This is a genomic window from Amycolatopsis sp. NBC_00348 (assembly GCF_036114655.1).
GTDB lineage: Bacteria > Actinomycetota > Actinomycetes > Mycobacteriales > Pseudonocardiaceae > Amycolatopsis.
In genome coordinates, this window is sequence record NZ_CP107994.1 from 3,599,822 (window position 1) to 3,615,379 (window position 15,558).

Here is a 15,558-nt window from a genome sequence, read left to right on the forward strand (position 1 = left end):
TCAGCCGGGCTGGAAGAACGCGAGCAGCCGCTCGGCCGCGTCCGGCGACATCAGCAGCTCCTGCATGCCCGCGGACATCCGGGCGGCCGCACTCGTGCGCTCGTACATCTCGCGTTCGTACTCCCCGATGGCGGCGGGAACGTCGTCCGGGCGCGCGGCCAGCGCGAGGCCCAGCAAAGCGCCGTCGAGCAGCGCCATGTTCGCGCCCTCCCCCACCGGCGGCATCAGGTGCGCGGCGTCGCCGATCAGCGTGACGTCCGGCGCCGGCGGCCAGGTCAGGCCGGCCGGCAGCGTGGTGATCGCGCGCGCCACGACCGTGTCGTCGCAGGCCGCGATCAGTGCGGTGATCCGCGGGTCCCAGCCGGCGAGCAGGTCGATCAGCCGCGCCCGGGCGGCGGCCGGGTCGTCGAACGGGATCCCGCAGGTCGCGATCCAGTCCTCGCCGGTGTTGTAGAAGCTGAGGCCGATCCGGACCCGGCCGTCGCCGTTGCGTTGCGCGGCCAGGGAGAGCCCGTCGCCGAACACCCAGTAGTTGCCGCGTCCGACCATCGCCGCGAGGCCGGGGTGCGTGCGGTCGATGTCGGGGATGCCGACCTCGACGATGTTCTGGCCGATGTGCGCCGGGCGGGCGTCGGTCAGCAGCGCGCGGACCCGGGACTGCGCGCCGTCCGCGCCGACCAGCAGGTCGTACGGCGTACTGCGGCCGTCGGTGAAGCGCAGCACGCCGTTGCCGGCGGACTCGAACGCGTGCCCCCAGCGCACCACGCCTTCCGGGAGGGCGTCCAGGAACAGGTCGCGCAGGTCGGCGCGGTCGACCTCGGGGCGCAGCAGCGGCGCGTCGTCGGGCGTGTCCTCCTGGAGCAGCAGGGTGCCGTCCGGCTGGAGAAGGCGCATGTCCTGGCCTTCCCCGCGGGCGATCGCGTGGAACCCGTCGATCAGGCCGGCCTCGTGCAGCGCCCGCTGACCGGAGTGGATGTCGAGCATGCCGCCCTGGCCGCGCGCGTCGCGTGACGGCTCGCGTTCGTAGACGACTGCTTCGATGCCGTGCACGTGCAGCACCCGGGCGAGAGCCAGGCCACCAAGACCGGCTCCGACGATGGCGGTGGTCATCGGATCCCCCTTCGATACAGTGTATTGACAGATACAGCGTATCTCATCATGCGATGTATCGTCTGCGGCATGTTGGTGTGGGAACGGCCGGAACCGCCGGATCGACCGGTGCTCGCCCCGTTGAGCCGGGAGCGGATCGTGCGCGCGGCGATCGGGCTGGCCGACGCGGACGGCCTGGACGCGGTGTCGCTGCGCAAGGTCGCCGCGAAGCTGGACGTCGGCCCGATGCGGCTGTACGGCTACATCGCGAGCAAGGAGGAGCTGCTCGACCTGATGGTCGACGCCGTCTACGCCGAGATCCGGCCGGCCGGCGACGGCTGGCGGGAGGTGCTCCGGTCGCACGCCGAAGCCGTCCGCCGCGTCGTCCACCAGCACGAGTGGTTCGCCGACCTGCTGGGCGGGCGACCGCAGCTCGGGCCGAACGCACTGGCCAACGGCGAGACGGTGGTGGCCGCACTGGACGCCGTCGGCTTGGACGCCGTGATGCCGACGGCCGCCGCGGTCAACGCGTACGTGGCCGGCGCGGTGCGCCGGGAGATCGTCGCCCGGCGGGCCGAGCGGGCCACCGGGATGGACGAGAAGCGCTGGCAGGCCGCGCTCGGGCCGTACCTGGTCCGCACCTTCGCCGACGGCCGGCACCCGGCCCTCGCCACGGTGGTGCGCGACGCCGCCCACCTGGACGCCGACCAGACCTTCCGGATGGGCCTCGACTTCCTGCTCGACGGCATCGAGGCCCGCATCGCGAAGTGACGTGGCCGGTTCACTGCTTCGGGTTACCGGCGCGGGTTCGGGGTGCGGCGCGCCACCGAAATGTCGATCATGAAAGGCGCTCTTCGCGCCGCGCCCGGTGATCGCCCCCGAAAGGACACTCCATGGATCTCGCCGTACCCCACCAGGTTCGCCGCGACCGATCGTCCGCTTTGGACACCGTGCCGGGCGCGCTCGCGGACATCCGGTCCGGGCGGCCGGTGATCGTCGTCGACGACGAGGACCGCGAGAACGAAGGCGACCTCATCATGGCCGCCGAACACGCCACCGCGCCGGCGCTCGCCTTCTACATGCGCCACACCAGCGGCCTGATCTGCGCGCCGATGGCCCCCGAGCTCACCGAGCGGCTCCTCCTGCCGCCGATGGTGCCGGCGAACGAAGATCCCGCCGAAACGGCGTACACCGTGTCGGTCGACGCCGTCGCCGGCATCGAGTCCGGCATCTCGGCGGCCGACCGCGCCCACACCCTCCGGGTCCTCGCCGATCCCGCGACCACGCCGGGCATGGTGTGCCGGCCGGGTCACGTCTTCCCGCTGCGCGCCCGCCCCGGCGGCCTCACCGAGCGACGCGGCCACACCGAGGCGGCGGTCGAGCTGATGCGCTTGTGCGGCCTCGCGCCGGTCGCCGTGATCAGCGAGGTGTGCAACGACGACGGCAGCGTCGCCCGGCTGCCCCAGCTGCGCGCGCTCGCCGACCGGCAGTGGCTGAAAGTCGTGTCCATCGAACAGATCGCCGCGTTCGTGCCGCAGCCCGCCGCGGCCCGCTGATGCTCGTCGCCACCGTCTTCGACCTCGACGAGACCCTGGCCGACAGCGCCGCGACCTGGCAGCACGTCATCGGCGCCGTCGCCACCCGCCACGGCTACGCGTGGACGCCGGACGACTGGGCGGCGATCCAGGGCACCAGCACCGGCAGCTGGTCCGCCTACCTCGCGCACCGCTGCGTCGGCCTCACCCCCGAGGCGGCGGCGACCGCGTGCCTCGACGGCATGGTCGCCGCGCTCGGCGAAGGCCGGTTCGGCCTGCTCCCCGGGGCGGCCGACCTGGTCGCCACGGCGGCCGCGCTCGGCCCGGTCGGCCTGGTGTCGGCCTCACCCGGGCGCTACGTCCGGGCCGCGATCACCGCCTTCGGGCTCGGCCGCCACCTCGCCACGACCGTGACCGGCGACGACGTCCGGTGCGGCAAACCCGCGCCGGACCCGTACCTCCTCGCCGCGCGCCGCCTCGACGTGCCGCCGCGGCAGTGCGTCGCGGTCGAGGACTCCGGTTCCGGCATCCGGTCGGCCCACGCGGCCGGCCTGACCGTGCTGGCCATCCCCAACGCCACGACCGCGCTCGACCTCGACGTGCTGAAGCTCGCCGCCCACCACGCCACCGACGCGTACATCGCGGCGAAGACGCTGCTCTCGCTGATCGGCGGTCGCCGGCCGGGCTGACCGCGGCGTCACGCCCGTTGCGGAGCGACCGGGCAGACGCCCGCCGCGAGCCACTTCTCCCGCAGGCCGGCCGGGATGGTCAGCGCGGTCGGCTGCCCGTCGGTGAGGGTGCGGACGCTGCCGCCGAGCAGCAGGGCGCCCGCCTTGTCGAGCACCGCCGTCGCCGCGCGGCTGCGGTCCTCCGACCGCTCCAGCAGCCGCATCACCCGGACGCCGGCACCGACCGCGCGGCCCCAGCCGCGTGAGCGGGGTACCTCGAGCCAGTCGGCGACCTCCGGCGTGACGACCCGGCGGACCATCGCCGCGACGACGCCGTCGAACGCCTTGCCGGGCACCATGTTCTCGTACAGGCGCACGAGGTTGCGGGTCAGCTCGACGCCTTCGGCCGACGGCCCGAAGCTCACCTCGACGAGCTCGGCGTTCAGCTCCTGGGCCGCACGCAGGGTTTCGGGCATCGCCTCGGGCGGGATGCCGAGCATCGCGCCCGTCACCCGCCAGACGTAGTAGTAGTCCTCGGCTTCGCGTTCGGTCACGGCGACGCCCATCCGGCGCATCCCGTCGATGACCTGGACCGAGAAGATCAGCAGTGCGCCCAGCATGTCCTGCTGGCACAACGGGACGCCGTCCGCCTCGACGTCCCATTCACCGGACCGGGTGATGAAGTAGCGGACGGCGGCGTGGATCAGCCGGGTCTTCTGGATCGTGGGCACGAAGCTGCCGCCGGACCCGAACGGCGCGGGGCCCATCATGTTCAGCACGAACTGCGACGTCTCCGCCAGGCGGCGGTGCGGCTGGTTCAGCCGGTGGGTCAGCGACAGGACGCGCGACGGCCGGGGCTGGGCGTAGCAGTTGACCATCGCCCCGAACGACAGCACCGACGCGACGTGCACGCCGTCGTCGACGAAGAACTCGTACGCGCCCGCGACCCGCTCGAGGTCAGTCCAGCCCGGCGGGTCGTCGGTGGCGATGAGGTACCGGCGCACCGAGTCCGGCAGATCTTCGGGGATGAGCTGGTCGTTGTCCCGGAACCGCGCCAGCACCTCGTTCACCGCGCCCGTGCGCCCACCCGCCACCAGGTCGGCGACGACGGCGTCCGCGAGCGGATCCCCTTGGTACTTCAGCGCTTCGAGCGCGGACAACCCTGAACGTTCCGGCATCGGACCAGCTTCATCGCCCGCCCGAACCCGGCGCTAGCGCCGTTCAGGGACGGCCGGAACCCGATCTGACGGCGGCCGCGATCACAGCCGGTGACGGCCGGCTTCCGCGGTGGCTGTGGCAAGATCGGGACCACCGAGACAGCGGGAGAGATCAGGATGCCGAGCCCCGAGATGCAGGCCGTGATCGACGAGCTGCGGCTGCGGAAGCAGGCCCGCGCGGGCCAGGCCCCGCCCACTGTGGACGACCTCCGTGCCGGCTTCGCCCCGGCCGGGCGCCCACCCGAGGCGATCCCGGACGACGTGACCGTCACGGCGGTGGACGCCGGCGGCGTTCCCGCACACTGGTTGTCGGCACCGGGCGCCGATGCCGGGCGGACCCTGCTCTTCCTCCACGGTGGCGGGTTCTCGCTGGGTTCCCTGCGCAGCCACGGCGAACTCGCCGCGCGGCTCGGCCGGGCCACCGGGATGCGCGTGCTCTTCCCGGAGTACCGGCTGGTGCCGGAGCACCCGTTCCCCGCCGGGGTCGAAGACGTGCGTGCGGTGTGGCACTGGCTGCGCGCGCAGGGCGTGCCCGCCGGTTCGGTGGCGCTCGCCGGCGATTCGGCCGGCGGTGCGCTCGGCCTGACGTTGCTGCTGTCCCTGCGCGACGCCGGCGAGGACCTGCCCGCGGCCGCGGTGGTGCTCTCCCCCGCCATCGACCTGACGACGTCCGGGGCATCGATGGCCGAGCGCGCGGACGAGGACCCGATCTTCACGCCGGGGATGATCCGCGGGATCGCCGCGGGCTACCTCGGCGAGGCCGACCCGCGCGCGCCCCAGGCCTCGCCGTTGTTCGGCGACTTCACGGGGTTGCCGCCGTTGCTGGTGCAGGCGGGCACGGCGGAGGTGCTGCTGAGCGACTCCGAGCGGCTGGCGGAAACAGCGGCGGCGGCGGGCGTCGACGTAACGCTGACGATCGGCGAGGGACTCCCCCACGTCTACCCGATCATGACGGGCTCCCCCGAGGCGGCCGAGGCCACTCGCGAGATCGCCGCATTCCTGGGCAAGCACGTGCACTGAGCCGCGCCCCGGCTCACGTCCGGACCACGTCGACGCCCGCCGACACCGGCTTCGGACCGGCCACCTGAACCACCACCGCGCCGGCAAGCAAGATCACCGCCCCGGCCAGCTGGGCCGGGCCGAGTGTCTGGCCCAGCAGCAGCCACGCCAGCGCGGCGGCGACCAGTGGTTCCACCAGCGCCAGCACGCTCGCGACGGCCGAGGGCAGTGCGCGCAGTGACTGCAGGCCGGCCAGGTAGGGCAGCACGGTGCCGGCCACGGCCAGTGCCACCAGTGCGAGCCACACCGGCACCCGCAGGCCGCCCAGGTCCGCCGGGGCGGCGAACAGGCCCGTGGGCAGCGTCCACGGCGGGCTGACCGCCATCACCACCACGGCTCCGATCGCCAGGCCGGCCGCCGTCAGCCCGAACGGGTCGTGCCTGCTCGCGCCGTGTTCGCCGAGCAGGAAGTACCCGGCCGAGCAGATCGCCGCGCCGAGTCCGGCCGCGACGCCCGGCAGGTCCAGCCGGGCGCCCTGCCAGATCTGGGCGACCAGCGCCAGCCCGGCCACGGCCAGCCCGATGCCCAGCCACACCGCCCCGGGCAGCCGGGTGCGCCGCACCACCCGCACCCACAGCGCGACCAGCGCGGGCGCCAGGTTGACCAGCACCATCGCCACACCGACCGGAACCCGCGCCACGGCCACGAAGAAGAACAACTGCACCCCGGCGACGCCGAGCACGCCGTAACCGAGCAGCAGCCACAGGTCGCCGCGGCGGAACCGCAGCGCCCGCGGCCGCAGCACGCCGACCACCGGCACGAGCAGGACCGCGGCCAGCCCGATCCGCACCGCCGTCACCGCGGCCGGCGACCAGCCCGTCGCCATCACGGCCTTGGCGACCGGGCCGGAGCTCGCGAACAGCACCCACGAGGTCAGGCTCAACCCGGTCGCGCGCGCCCGGCTCGGCGCGATCTCGTCCACTGTGGCCACGTTCGCAGTGTGCCTCCGGAACCCGCGCCCGGGACAATGGTTTACGGTCCGCCGCGCGAGGATGACGGGCCTACGTCGGGCAACGTACGGCACGGTTACGCGTCAGCGCGGATGGCAGGACCACCGGACGCCGACAGACTTGTCCGCATGACTGGACTCGACGTGCTCGGCCGCACCACCGCCGCCCGGATCGCCCTGGCGGGGCTCGGTGTCGGTGTCATCGGCCTGGTGATCCAATGGATCGCCGATCCGGGGAGGTTCCCGGCGTTCCCGCCCGGGATCATCATCATCGCCGTCTTCGGCGCCCTCGTCGTGCTGACCGCGAAGTGGTGGTGGAGCCCGCTGCTGGCCACGCTGATCTCGTTGTGGATCGGCGGCGTCGGCTTCGCACTGGTGCTGCGCAACTTCGGCGTGGGCAACCCCGGTCTCGCGGCCGGCACCGCGGTCATGGCCGTGGGCCTGTGGGGCGCCGCGATCGCCGGGATCATCGCCGCCGTACAGGGGTTCCGGCGCCGCGAACTCGCTTCCGTCCCGCCGGTCGTGTCGTGATCGTCCGGCCCGCGACACACCGCACGGCGAACGTCGCGCGGTGGGCCTGCCGGATCCTCGGTGTCCTCTTTGTCGCGACCAGCCCGATCGTGGTCTTCTCGGCGGATACGCCGAGCCGCTGGCACACGCTCCTGCACTTCGTCACCGGCCTGTTCGCTCTTTACGCCGGATTCCGGGGCGGGCCCAAGGTGTTCTGCCTCGTGTTCGGCGGCGGGTACCTGGTGTTCGGCGCGCTCGGTCTCGTGCTCGGCGATCCCGCGGCCGATCGCATGTGGCACGTCGGGCCACTGAACCGAATGACGGGCGACCACCTGTTCCACGTCGTCCTCGGCACGGTCGTCCTGGCCGCCGGGGTCGTCACGCGGGGCCGCGCGACCGGGTAGCACCGATCACGATCCGGGCCGATTCCCCGAAGTCGCCTCCTCGCCCGAGCGGAGGTGCTTACGATCACCGCGATCGATCAGGGAACGGAAGGTGCGGGACTCGTGCGGATTCTCTCGGCGGTGTTCGGGGCGCTGTTGTTCGTGGCCGGGATGGCGTTGCTGGTGACCGGCGCGGTCACCGCGTTGAACCTGGCCGACGACCCCACCTCGGGTTCGTCGGACTGGACCTGCTCGGCGCAGAACAGCGAGCAGCGGTGCGACTACAGCGTCGGGTCGCTGCCGGAGACGCAGGCCGAGATCACCGGCGACCTGGCGCTGACCGTCGCCGGCGCCGGGATCGCGATCTGCGGCGCGATCTTCGTCCTGATCGGCAGCCAGCGCGCTCCCCGGCCCGCTGCGCCGGTGCCCGCCTACCCGCCGATGCAGCAGCAGTACCCGCCGCGCTAGCGGGCGGCGACCCACTCGGCGACGGTCGTGACGTCCGCCTGGCCCGGAAACACCTTCTCGGTCAGCACGCGGTGCACCTCGGAGTCGGCGTCGAGGCAGCCGTCGGCCAGCACGGTGAGGCCGAAGTCGAGGTCGGCCGCCTGACGCAGGGTGGACAGCACGACGCCGCTGGTGGCGATCCCGGTGAGGACCAGGTGGTCGATGCCGCCGGCCCGCAGCACGACGTCCAGGTCGCTGCCGGCGAACGCGCTGACCCGGCGCTTGGTGACGACGACGTCGCCGGCTTCGGGGGCGACGTCCGGGTGCACCCGGGTGAGCTTCTCGTCGAACGGCGCCCCGGAACCCGCGAGCGCGCCGAACATCTTGTTGCGGGAGCTGATTTCCGGGAAACCGGGACGGAACCCGACGACGACGTAGATCACGGGCTTGCCGCTCGCCCGGGCGGCCTCGATCGCCTCGCGCAGGCGGGGCAGGTAGGCGGGATCGGGGTACCGGTCCACGACGACCGGCTGGACATCCATGACGAGGAGAGCGTGCTTGGCCACCGTCGGCCCCTTCGTGCGTTAAGTCATCAAGTGATTACTTGAAGTCTAGTGGTGCCGCCGCACAGTCGTCGGACGGGTCCACCCGCACGACCGATAGTTTCCCGCTGACCGTCCCACTCAAACCGGAATGCATCGACGTATTTCGAGTAATGCTTGCGCAGTAAAGGTTTTCGGACACGGCGTTGACAGCCGCCCCCGATCGCTGCTTACTATGGTTTCTCGGGGGCAATCGTTTGGGGCTGGTACAGATGCGAGAAATCACGCGTTCCGAAGTGCGGCGGCAGCTCGACGAGGGGTTTCCGCGGCTGCGGCCGCCGCGGTCGGCGGTCGTCGTCGGGGCCGGGCTCGCCGGGCTGGCCGCCGCGCACGAACTGCACCGCGCCGGCTGCGACGTCACGGTGCTGGAGGCGTCCGAACGCCCCGGCGGCCGCGCGTTCACGCTGCGGAGCCCGTTCGCCGACGGCCTGCGCGCCGAAGCCGGTGCGATGACCGTGACGCCGCACTGCGACTACGTGACGCACTACCGGAAGCTCCTCGGCGTCGAGCTGGACCGGTCCGACCTGCTGGACCAGGACTTCTCCTACTTCGTCAACGGCGAGTTCGTGCGGGCCGACCCGGATTCACTGGCCGCGGCGGGGCTGCCGCTCGCCGAGCACGAACGCGGCATGAGCGTCACCGACATGATCGAGCGGTACGTCACCGCGGTGGCCGAGGAGCTCGGCCCCGACCTGGCGGCACCGGACTGGGCGCCGCCGGCGGAGCTGGAGCACCTCGATCGCGCGTCGGTGCAGGAGGTGCTGCGCGGCCGGGGCGCGTCGCAGGCGGCGATCGACCTGATGGAGCCGCTGTTCCTGGAGATGCGTGGCGGTGACCTGCGCTCGGCGTCGGCGTTGTCGTGGCTGCGGCACGAAAGCGGGCACCGGTCGCTGCTGGGCGAAGTGGACGGCTGGGGCAAGATCGCGGGCGGCACCGACGTGCTGCCACAGTCCTTTGCGGACGGACTGCGCGAGCGGATCCGGTACCGCAGCCCGGTTGTCCGCCTCGAGCAGGACGACGACGCCGTCACGGTCACCTACCTCGACCACGGCCGCCTCGCCACGGTGACCACCGAGCGGGTCGTCGTCACCGTGCCGTTCAGCGCGATGCGCCACGTCGACGTCAGCCACGCCGGGCTGTCCGAGGCGAAGATCGACGTGATGCGGCGGCTGCGGTACGCGTCCATCGTGCGCGTCTATCTGCAGATGCGACGGCAGTTCTGGGAGGGGCGCAACGTGAGCGTGTCCACCGATCTGCCGGTGCGCTGGGTCCGCGACGCGTCGGCGAGCCAGCCGGGCCCGCGGCGCATCCTGGAGGTGCTCATGACCGGCTGGCGATCGAAGGCGGTCGCGGCGATGACGGAGGAGGAACGGCTGAACTTCGTGCTGGAGCACGTCGAAACGATGTTCCCCGGCACGCGGGAGCACTACGAGCTGGGCGTGTCGGTGGCCTGGGACCACCAGCCGTGGATCGAGGGCTCGTACGTGCTGCCCGAACGCGGCCACGGCAAGCTGATGCCCGCGATCCGCGCGCCCGAGGGCCGCATCCACTTCGCCGGCGAGCACACCAGCTACGAGCCCAACGGCGGCTCGATGAGCTACGCCCTCGAATCCGGCGTACGAGCTTTCGTGGAACTCGCGGCGGCTTGAGTCCGGTCAGCCGATGCCGCGCAGGTCCGCGTCCCCGAACCCCGAGTAGACCAGAGCGGTGCGGTGCGGCGGGAAGCCGCAGGCTTCGGCTTCGCCCGTGTAGCGCGCCACCAGGGTGTCCTCGCCGCGCCACCAGGTGTCGGCCAGGCCGGCGACCTCGGGCACCGGCGTGCAGCCGGTCAGATCGAGGTCGTCCAGCGCGTCGCCGGTGAGCCGGGTGATCCGGGCCGCGGACGCCGACGCGTGGTGGGCCAGGGCGACGGACTCGACCCAGCCTTCGACCGTCTCGTGCAGCGGCGCCCAGCGGTCACCGTCCACCCCGAACTCGCCGGCGGGCCCGATCAGGAAGCCGAAGGGCAGCGCCGTCCGCGCCGTGCCGGCGTCGAACGCCCAGCCCGCTTCCGTCGAGTATTCGGGAAGGTCGCCCGAGAAGTACCGCGGACCACCGTCGTAGGCCGGCGCGGGTGGCAGGAGCAGGCCGCCCCAGCGGTCGTGAAAGGCGACGGCCCGGTCGATCTCCGCCGCCGGGATGCCCAGCGGGAGCCACTTCTCGCGGTACGGCTCGATCGACGGCAGGGCAAGCCGGATCCCCTGGGCCTGCACGAAGTGCCGTCCCCGGGTGCCGAGGCCGTCGAGCAGGGCGCCGGTCACGGAGAAGTCCACCCCGCGAGCCTACTGGCCGGGCCACCCGGGAGCCGCGCGCTCCCGGGCGGCCCGGGGCTCAGCTCACCTGCAGGTCGATGCAGGCGTAGAACGCGTTCGCCGTGTCCGCGATGTTCCAGACCGCCAGTACCGTCTGGCGTCCAGTGTGGCCACCCAGATCCACCTGGTGCGAAACGGTGGCCGGCGGCTGCTGGTTGTTGCCCGGGACGCTCGCGATCTTCTCGCTGCCGATGTAGTAGTCGTAGCTGGCCGTGCTGTGGCGGGCCGTGAAGGTCCAGGTGAACGTCACCGACCGGCCGACCGGGGCGGCGTTCCAGCCCTTGTTGTCGTCGTTCAGCTCGGCGAACTGGGCGTTGCCGCCGTTGCAGGAGGTCAGCCCCTTCGGGCCTTCGACGCTCTGCGGTTCGTACTTGATCTCCCCGCAGGACACGGTGCCCTGGGCGCACTGCGCCTGCCGGCTGGCCGGTGAGTTGACGTAGCCGTGCGCGCTCGCGATGCCGGCCGGGTTGACCAGCACCAGCACCGGCGCCAGCAGCACACCCGCGGCGGCCGCGACCAGTTTCCGGTTCGCTTTCATACCAGCTCCTTCGGGGACGGGCTCGCCTTCCCGCCGCCGGGCACGGCGAAATCGCGGTCCGGACCCCGCTGGGAGGCCCGCCCGCACCGGGAAGGTGTTCGAGCGAAGGAAATTTGTGGTCTAGACCATACGATGGAATCGGACATAGGTCAACAGGTGTCGACTCTCGAACTATGTTGGTAAGGCGCCAACCATCCGCGAATGTTCCACTGGGCGGGACTCACCCGATCGTGGCGGACCGGACCGGGCGGCGGCGCGCGCCGCGCCTACCATTAGGATTCCGCCCGTGACCACCTACGACGTCGATCCGTTCGAGCACCTGGACTCCACCGCCCTGCCCGAGCGGCAGCAACGGATCCTGGTGGCGATCCGCGACTGCGTGGTCCACCACGGTTACTCGCCGAGCAGCCGGGAGATCGCGGAGATCGTCGGGCTGCGGTCCTCGTCGTCGGTGTCGAAGCACCTGGCCGCCCTGGAGGACAAGGGCTTCCTGAGCCGCGGCGGCTCGGTCGCGCGCCAGCTCGACGTGCGCGCGTTCCTGCGCGACAGCGGCCCCCGCGAGAACGCCGACTCGGTCGCCGTGCCGGTGGTCGGCGACATCGCGGCCGGCACGCCGATCGCGGCCCAGGAGCACGTCGACGACGTCCTGAACCTCCCCCGCGACCTCACCGGCCGCGGCACCGTCTTCGGCCTGCGCGTGCGCGGCGACTCGATGATCGACGCCGCCATCTGCGACGGCGACATCGTCGTGGTCAAGCAGCAGAGCGAAGCCCACTCGGGCCAGATCGTCGCGGCGATGATCGACGAGGAGGCCACGGTCAAGGTCTTCCGCCAACGCGACGGCCACGTCTACCTCGAGCCCCGCAACCCGGCCTACGAGGTCATCGACGGCGACCGCGCGGTCATCCTCGGCACGGTCGTCTCGGTGCTGCGCAGCTTCTGACCGCACCCCCGGGCTCGTCGGCGGGCTCGTCCGGCTGCTACCAGGTGACGGGCAGCTCGTAGACGCCGTAGACCGACCCGTCGTGCTTGAACGGGACCTTGCCGACCTCGGTGGCCAGCGCGAGCGTCGGGATCCGGCGGTACAGCGTGCTGTAGACGACCTGCAGCTCCAGCCGGGCCAGCGGCTGGCCGAGGCACTGGTGGACGCCGAAGCCGAACGCGATGTGCCGGTGCGCGTCGCGGCTCAGGTCGAGGCGGTCGCCGTCCGGGAAGACGTCCGGGTCGCGGTTGGCGATGTCGTTCGCCATGATCATGCCCTCACCCGCGCGCACGGTCTCGCCGGCGATCTCGATGTCCTCCAGCGCGAGCCGGCGCCGTCCGTTGTGCGTGATGTTCAGGTAGCGCAACAGTTCCTCGACGGCCGAGGCGACCAGCTTCGGGTCGTCGGTCTCCCGCAGCAGCTTCAGCTGGTCCGGGTGCTCCAGCAGGGCCAGCGTGCCGAGCGCGATCATGTTCGCCGTGGTCTCGTGCCCGGCGATGAGCAGCAGGACGCCCATCTGGGCCGCCTCCGCCCGGGTCAGCTCCCCCGCGTTGACGCGGGTGGCGAGCCCGGAGAGCAGGTCGTCGGCCGGTTCGGCCAGCTTCTTGCCCATCAGCTCGTCGAGGTAGCCGATGAGCGCCCGGTGCCCGGCGGCGCGCTCTTCGGGCTTCGCGTCCCGCCGGATGATGACCTTGCTGTTCTCCTGGAAGAAGCTGTGGTCGGCGTAGGGCACGCCGAGCAGCTCGCAGATCACCAGTGACGGCACCGGCAGCGCGAACGCCTCGACGAGGTCGACCGGGTTGGGGCCGGCCAGCAGGCCGTCGAGCTGGTCGTCGACGATCCGCTGCACCGCCGGGCGCAGCTTCTCGGTGCGCCGGATGGTGAACGGCGCCGTGACCATCCGCCGCAGCCGGGCGTGCTCGGGGTTGTCCATCAGGATGAAGCTGATGCCGCTGCCACCGCCCTTCGGCAGCGGTGCGGGGCTCGGGTACCCGGGCCGGGAGATGTCGGCGCTGACCCGCGGGTCGGCCAGCAGCGTGCGCTGCTCGGCGTAGCGGGTCACCAGCCACGGCGTGGAGCCGTCCCACAGCTTCACCCGCTTGAGCGGGGCCTCCTCCTGCAACGCGCGGGCGGCCGGCGGCGGGTCGAACGGGCAGCCCGCGGCGCGGGTCATCGGGAACTCCGGGATCCCGAGCGTGCTGGTCATCCGGTTCCTCCACAGTGGACGCGGGCGCGGGTCTGCTTCGGCGTGTTCCAGCCGAGGACCACCGTGCATCCTCCTCGTGGTGCGCCGTCAGTACGTCAGCAGTCAACCGAAGGCTGCTACGCTAGTCAAGCGGTTGCTTTAAATCGACCCGAACGCCCGATGCGTCCCCGTTGGAGGACCCCGCCCGTGTCCAGACCTCCCGCCCCCGCCGGGGAAACCGCGCCGAGGGCGAACCTCGTCGTCGCGGTCCTCGCGTTCGCCGGCATCGTCGTTTCGCTGATGCAGACGCTCGTGATCCCCCTGATCCCGGCGCTGCCCGGACTGCTGCACGCGTCCGCCTCCGACGCGACCTGGGCCATCACGGCCACCCTGCTCGCGGGCGCGGTCGCGACGCCGACGGTCGGGCGGCTCGGCGACATGTACGGCAAGCGGCGGATGCTGCTGGTCAGCCTCGGCGCCCTGGTCGCCGGCTCGGCGATCGGCGCGCTGTCCGACACCCTGGTGCCGATGGTCGCCGGGCGGACGCTGCAGGGCCTCGCGGCGGGCGTCATCCCGCTCGGGATCAGCATCATGCGCGACGAGCTCCCGGCGGAACGGCTCGGCTCGGCGACGGCGCTGATGAGCGCGTCCCTCGGCGTCGGCGGCGCGCTGGGCCTGCCCGCGGCCGCGCTGCTGGCCGAGCACGCCGACTGGCACGTGCTGTTCTGGACCTCGGCCGGGCTCGGCCTGGTCGTCACCGGGCTCGTCGTCGCGCTGGTGCCCGAGTCGCCGGTGCGCACCGGCGGGCGGTTCGACGTGCCGGGCGCGGCCGGGCTGTCGATCGCCCTGGTGTGCCTGCTGCTGGCCATCTCCAAGGGCGCGGACTGGGGCTGGGGCAGCGCGCCGACGCTCGGCCTGTTCGCCGCCGCCGTCGTCATCCTGCTGCTGTGGGGCCGCTGGGAGCTGCGGACCCGGCAGCCGCTGGTCGACCTGCGCACCACCGCGCGGCGCCAGGTGCTGCTGACCAACCTCGCGTCCGCGGTGTTCGGCTTCGCGATGTTCGCGATGTCGCTGGTCCTGCCCCAGCTGCTGCAGCTGCCGGCGGCCACCGGGTACGGCCTCGGCCGGTCGATGCTGGTGGTGGGCCTGGTGATGGCGCCGTCCGGCCTCGTCATGATGGCGCTCGCGCCGGTGTCCGCGCGGATCTCGCGCACCCGCGGCCCGAAGACGACGCTGATGCTCGGCGCGGTGGTCGTCGCGATCGGGTACGCGATCGGCATCGTGCTGATGAGCGAGGTCTGGCACCTGGTCCTGATCTCGTGCGTCATCGGCGGCGGCATCGGCCTCGCCTACGGCGCGATGCCCGGCCTGGTGATGGCGGCGGTCCCGGTGTCGGAAACGGCCGCGGCGAACAGCTTGAACACGCTGATGCGCTCGATCGGCACGTCGATCTCCAGCGCGACAGCGGGTCTGGTGCTGGCGCAGCTGACCGTCCACTTCGGACCGGCGACGCTGCCCGCGGCGAGCGGTTTCCGCGTGGTGCTGGCCATGGGCTCCGGCGCGGCCCTCATCGCGCTGACGATCGCCGCGTTCCTGCCCAAGCACACGCCGGCCGCCGCGGCGCCCGCGACGCCGGAACCGGTTGCGGCGGCACAAGGCTGACGCGGTTGGGTGCCGCCGCGCGAGCCGGCGCGGCGGTACCGGTACCGGCCCCGGTGCGGTGCCGCCGCGTCAGTCGGCGCGGTGGTACCGGCCCGGCTCCGCGATGCCGACCGCGTACAGGACCGCGTCTTCCCGCGAGTGGAACCCCGCCTTGGCGAAGAGGTTGTTGATGTGCGTCTTCACCGTGGCTTCGCTCATCACCAACCGCCGGGCGATCTCCTGGTTGCGCAGGCCTTCGCCGATGAGGTCGAGGATCTCGGTCTCGCGACCGGTCATCGTGAACTTCGCTGTGACACGCCAGCCGTTGCTGATGACCGGGGCTTCCTTCAGACTCACAGAGGCGTCATCGGCGCGGGAAGCCCAGTCGTTACACCAGGTTC

At 72.3% G+C, this 15,558-nt stretch carries 17 protein-coding genes and 1 pseudogene; 10 read left to right on the plus strand and 8 right to left on the minus strand.

Annotation, left to right across the window (positions count from 1 at the left end; all coding sequences use genetic code 11):
- Window positions 1–1,110 carry an FAD-dependent oxidoreductase gene (locus OHS58_RS15260; protein ID WP_328648689.1) on the minus strand — a complete coding sequence of 370 codons (1,110 nt, stop codon included), beginning with the start codon at window positions 1,108–1,110 and terminating at the stop codon, window positions 1–3.
- A 69-nt stretch (window positions 1,111–1,179) separates the two neighbouring features.
- On the opposite strand from OHS58_RS15260, the gene OHS58_RS15265 reads away from it, so the two are divergent.
- From OHS58_RS15265 to OHS58_RS15275, 3 genes are all read left to right on the plus strand, one after another.
- Window positions 1,180–1,860, plus strand: coding sequence for a TetR/AcrR family transcriptional regulator (locus OHS58_RS15265; RefSeq protein WP_326949206.1), 681 nt, complete (start codon window positions 1,180–1,182; stop codon window positions 1,858–1,860).
- A 122-nt stretch (window positions 1,861–1,982) separates the two neighbouring features.
- Window positions 1,983–2,645 carry a 3,4-dihydroxy-2-butanone-4-phosphate synthase gene (gene ribB, locus OHS58_RS15270; protein ID WP_328648690.1) on the plus strand — a complete coding sequence of 221 codons (663 nt, stop codon included), beginning with the start codon at window positions 1,983–1,985 and terminating at the stop codon, window positions 2,643–2,645.
- On the plus strand, window positions 2,645–3,313 hold the full coding sequence (locus OHS58_RS15275) for an HAD family hydrolase (RefSeq protein WP_328648691.1): 669 nt from the start codon (window positions 2,645–2,647) through the stop codon (window positions 3,311–3,313). The genes ribB and OHS58_RS15275 overlap by 1 nt, the downstream gene beginning before the upstream one ends.
- Before the next feature lie 8 nt (window positions 3,314–3,321).
- On the opposite strand, the gene OHS58_RS15280 is transcribed toward OHS58_RS15275, so the two are convergent.
- Complete coding sequence (locus tag OHS58_RS15280; protein ID WP_328648692.1) at window positions 3,322–4,470, minus strand: oxygenase MpaB family protein; 1,149 nt, start codon at window positions 4,468–4,470, stop codon at window positions 3,322–3,324.
- 156 nt (window positions 4,471–4,626) lie between these two features.
- Here OHS58_RS15280 and OHS58_RS15285 point away from each other — a divergent pair, with 156 nt between their 5' ends.
- On the plus strand, window positions 4,627–5,529 hold the full coding sequence (locus OHS58_RS15285; RefSeq protein WP_328648693.1) for an alpha/beta hydrolase: 903 nt from the start codon (window positions 4,627–4,629) through the stop codon (window positions 5,527–5,529).
- 13 nt (window positions 5,530–5,542) lie between these two features.
- On the opposite strand, the gene OHS58_RS15290 is transcribed toward OHS58_RS15285, so the two are convergent.
- Window positions 5,543–6,499 carry an EamA family transporter gene (locus OHS58_RS15290; protein WP_328648694.1) on the minus strand — a complete coding sequence of 319 codons (957 nt, stop codon included), beginning with the start codon at window positions 6,497–6,499 and terminating at the stop codon, window positions 5,543–5,545.
- A 147-nt stretch (window positions 6,500–6,646) separates the two neighbouring features.
- Between OHS58_RS15290 and OHS58_RS15295 the strand changes: the two genes are divergently transcribed.
- From OHS58_RS15295 to OHS58_RS15305, 3 genes are all read left to right on the plus strand, one after another.
- Entirely contained in the window at window positions 6,647–7,048 is a 402-nt protein-coding gene (locus OHS58_RS15295) for a hypothetical protein (RefSeq protein ID WP_328648695.1), read from the plus strand.
- The gene (locus OHS58_RS15300) at window positions 7,045–7,431 is read left to right on the plus strand and encodes a DUF4383 domain-containing protein (protein WP_328648696.1); all 387 of its coding nucleotides are present in this window, start codon (window positions 7,045–7,047) and stop codon (window positions 7,429–7,431) included. Before OHS58_RS15295 ends, OHS58_RS15300 begins: the two co-directional genes overlap by 4 nt.
- 102 nt (window positions 7,432–7,533) lie before the next feature.
- A complete protein-coding gene (locus OHS58_RS15305; protein WP_247051381.1) occupies window positions 7,534–7,878 on the plus strand; it encodes a hypothetical protein in 345 nt (114 codons plus the stop codon).
- Here the strand turns inward: OHS58_RS15305 and OHS58_RS15310 are convergent.
- Complete coding sequence (locus OHS58_RS15310) at window positions 7,875–8,423, minus strand: cysteine hydrolase family protein (RefSeq protein ID WP_328648697.1); 549 nt, start codon at window positions 8,421–8,423, stop codon at window positions 7,875–7,877. The genes OHS58_RS15305 and OHS58_RS15310 overlap by 4 nt on opposite strands.
- 248 nt (window positions 8,424–8,671) lie before the next feature.
- On the opposite strand from OHS58_RS15310, the gene OHS58_RS15315 reads away from it, so the two are divergent.
- A complete protein-coding gene (locus OHS58_RS15315) occupies window positions 8,672–10,108 on the plus strand; it encodes a flavin monoamine oxidase family protein (protein WP_328648698.1) in 1,437 nt (478 codons plus the stop codon).
- A 6-nt stretch (window positions 10,109–10,114) separates the two neighbouring features.
- Here the strand turns inward: OHS58_RS15315 and OHS58_RS15320 are convergent, their stop codons facing one another.
- Together OHS58_RS15320 and OHS58_RS15325 are read right to left on the minus strand one after the other, a co-directional pair.
- Window positions 10,115–10,771: a hypothetical protein gene (locus OHS58_RS15320; RefSeq protein ID WP_326949194.1), complete on the minus strand. Its 657-nt coding sequence runs from the start codon at window positions 10,769–10,771 to the stop codon at window positions 10,115–10,117.
- A 58-nt stretch (window positions 10,772–10,829) separates the two neighbouring features.
- Window positions 10,830–11,348: a lytic polysaccharide monooxygenase auxiliary activity family 9 protein gene (locus tag OHS58_RS15325; RefSeq protein ID WP_328648699.1), complete on the minus strand. Its 519-nt coding sequence runs from the start codon at window positions 11,346–11,348 to the stop codon at window positions 10,830–10,832.
- A 286-nt stretch (window positions 11,349–11,634) separates the two neighbouring features.
- Between OHS58_RS15325 and lexA the strand changes: the two genes are divergently transcribed.
- Window positions 11,635–12,291, plus strand: a complete 657-nt coding sequence (gene lexA, locus OHS58_RS15330) for a transcriptional repressor LexA (RefSeq protein WP_328648700.1) — start codon at window positions 11,635–11,637, stop codon at window positions 12,289–12,291.
- Window positions 12,292–12,328: 37 nt separating this feature from the next.
- Here lexA and OHS58_RS15335 read toward each other — a convergent pair whose 3' ends face one another.
- Entirely contained in the window at window positions 12,329–13,537 is a 1,209-nt protein-coding gene (locus tag OHS58_RS15335; RefSeq protein ID WP_328648701.1) for a cytochrome P450, read from the minus strand.
- 159 nt (window positions 13,538–13,696) lie between these two features.
- Between OHS58_RS15335 and OHS58_RS15340 the strand changes: the two genes are divergently transcribed.
- On the plus strand, window positions 13,697–15,178 hold the full coding sequence (locus OHS58_RS15340; RefSeq protein ID WP_442875537.1) for an MFS transporter: 1,482 nt from the start codon (window positions 13,697–13,699) through the stop codon (window positions 15,176–15,178).
- Between the two features lie 69 nt (window positions 15,179–15,247).
- Here the strand turns inward: OHS58_RS15340 and OHS58_RS15345 are convergent.
- Window positions 15,248–15,454, minus strand: a pseudogene (locus OHS58_RS15345) (response regulator transcription factor); the annotation flags it as partial.
- Window positions 15,455–15,558 lie beyond the last annotated feature (104 nt).

What these genes read in the sequence shown, in the direction of transcription:
- OHS58_RS15260 (WP_328648689.1), bottom strand. Translation starts at nt 1,110, where the DNA reads ATGACCACCGCCATCGTCGGAGCCGGTCTTGGTGGCCTGGCTCTCGCC.
- OHS58_RS15265 (WP_326949206.1), top strand. Translation starts at nt 1,180, where the DNA reads ATGTTGGTGTGGGAACGGCCGGAACCGCCGGATCGACCGGTGCTCGCC.
- ribB (WP_328648690.1), top strand. Translation starts at nt 1,983, where the DNA reads ATGGATCTCGCCGTACCCCACCAGGTTCGCCGCGACCGATCGTCCGCT.
- OHS58_RS15275 (WP_328648691.1), top strand. Translation starts at nt 2,645, where the DNA reads ATGCTCGTCGCCACCGTCTTCGACCTCGACGAGACCCTGGCCGACAGC.
- OHS58_RS15280 (WP_328648692.1), bottom strand. Translation starts at nt 4,470, where the DNA reads ATGCCGGAACGTTCAGGGTTGTCCGCGCTCGAAGCGCTGAAGTACCAA.
- OHS58_RS15285 (WP_328648693.1), top strand. Translation starts at nt 4,627, where the DNA reads ATGCCGAGCCCCGAGATGCAGGCCGTGATCGACGAGCTGCGGCTGCGG.
- OHS58_RS15295 (WP_328648695.1), top strand. Translation starts at nt 6,647, where the DNA reads ATGACTGGACTCGACGTGCTCGGCCGCACCACCGCCGCCCGGATCGCC.
- OHS58_RS15315 (WP_328648698.1), top strand. Translation starts at nt 8,672, where the DNA reads ATGCGAGAAATCACGCGTTCCGAAGTGCGGCGGCAGCTCGACGAGGGG.
- OHS58_RS15325 (WP_328648699.1), bottom strand. Translation starts at nt 11,348, where the DNA reads ATGAAAGCGAACCGGAAACTGGTCGCGGCCGCCGCGGGTGTGCTGCTG.
- OHS58_RS15335 (WP_328648701.1), bottom strand. Translation starts at nt 13,537, where the DNA reads ATGACCAGCACGCTCGGGATCCCGGAGTTCCCGATGACCCGCGCCGCG.
- OHS58_RS15340 (WP_442875537.1), top strand. Translation starts at nt 13,697, where the DNA reads ATGCGTCCCCGTTGGAGGACCCCGCCCGTGTCCAGACCTCCCGCCCCC.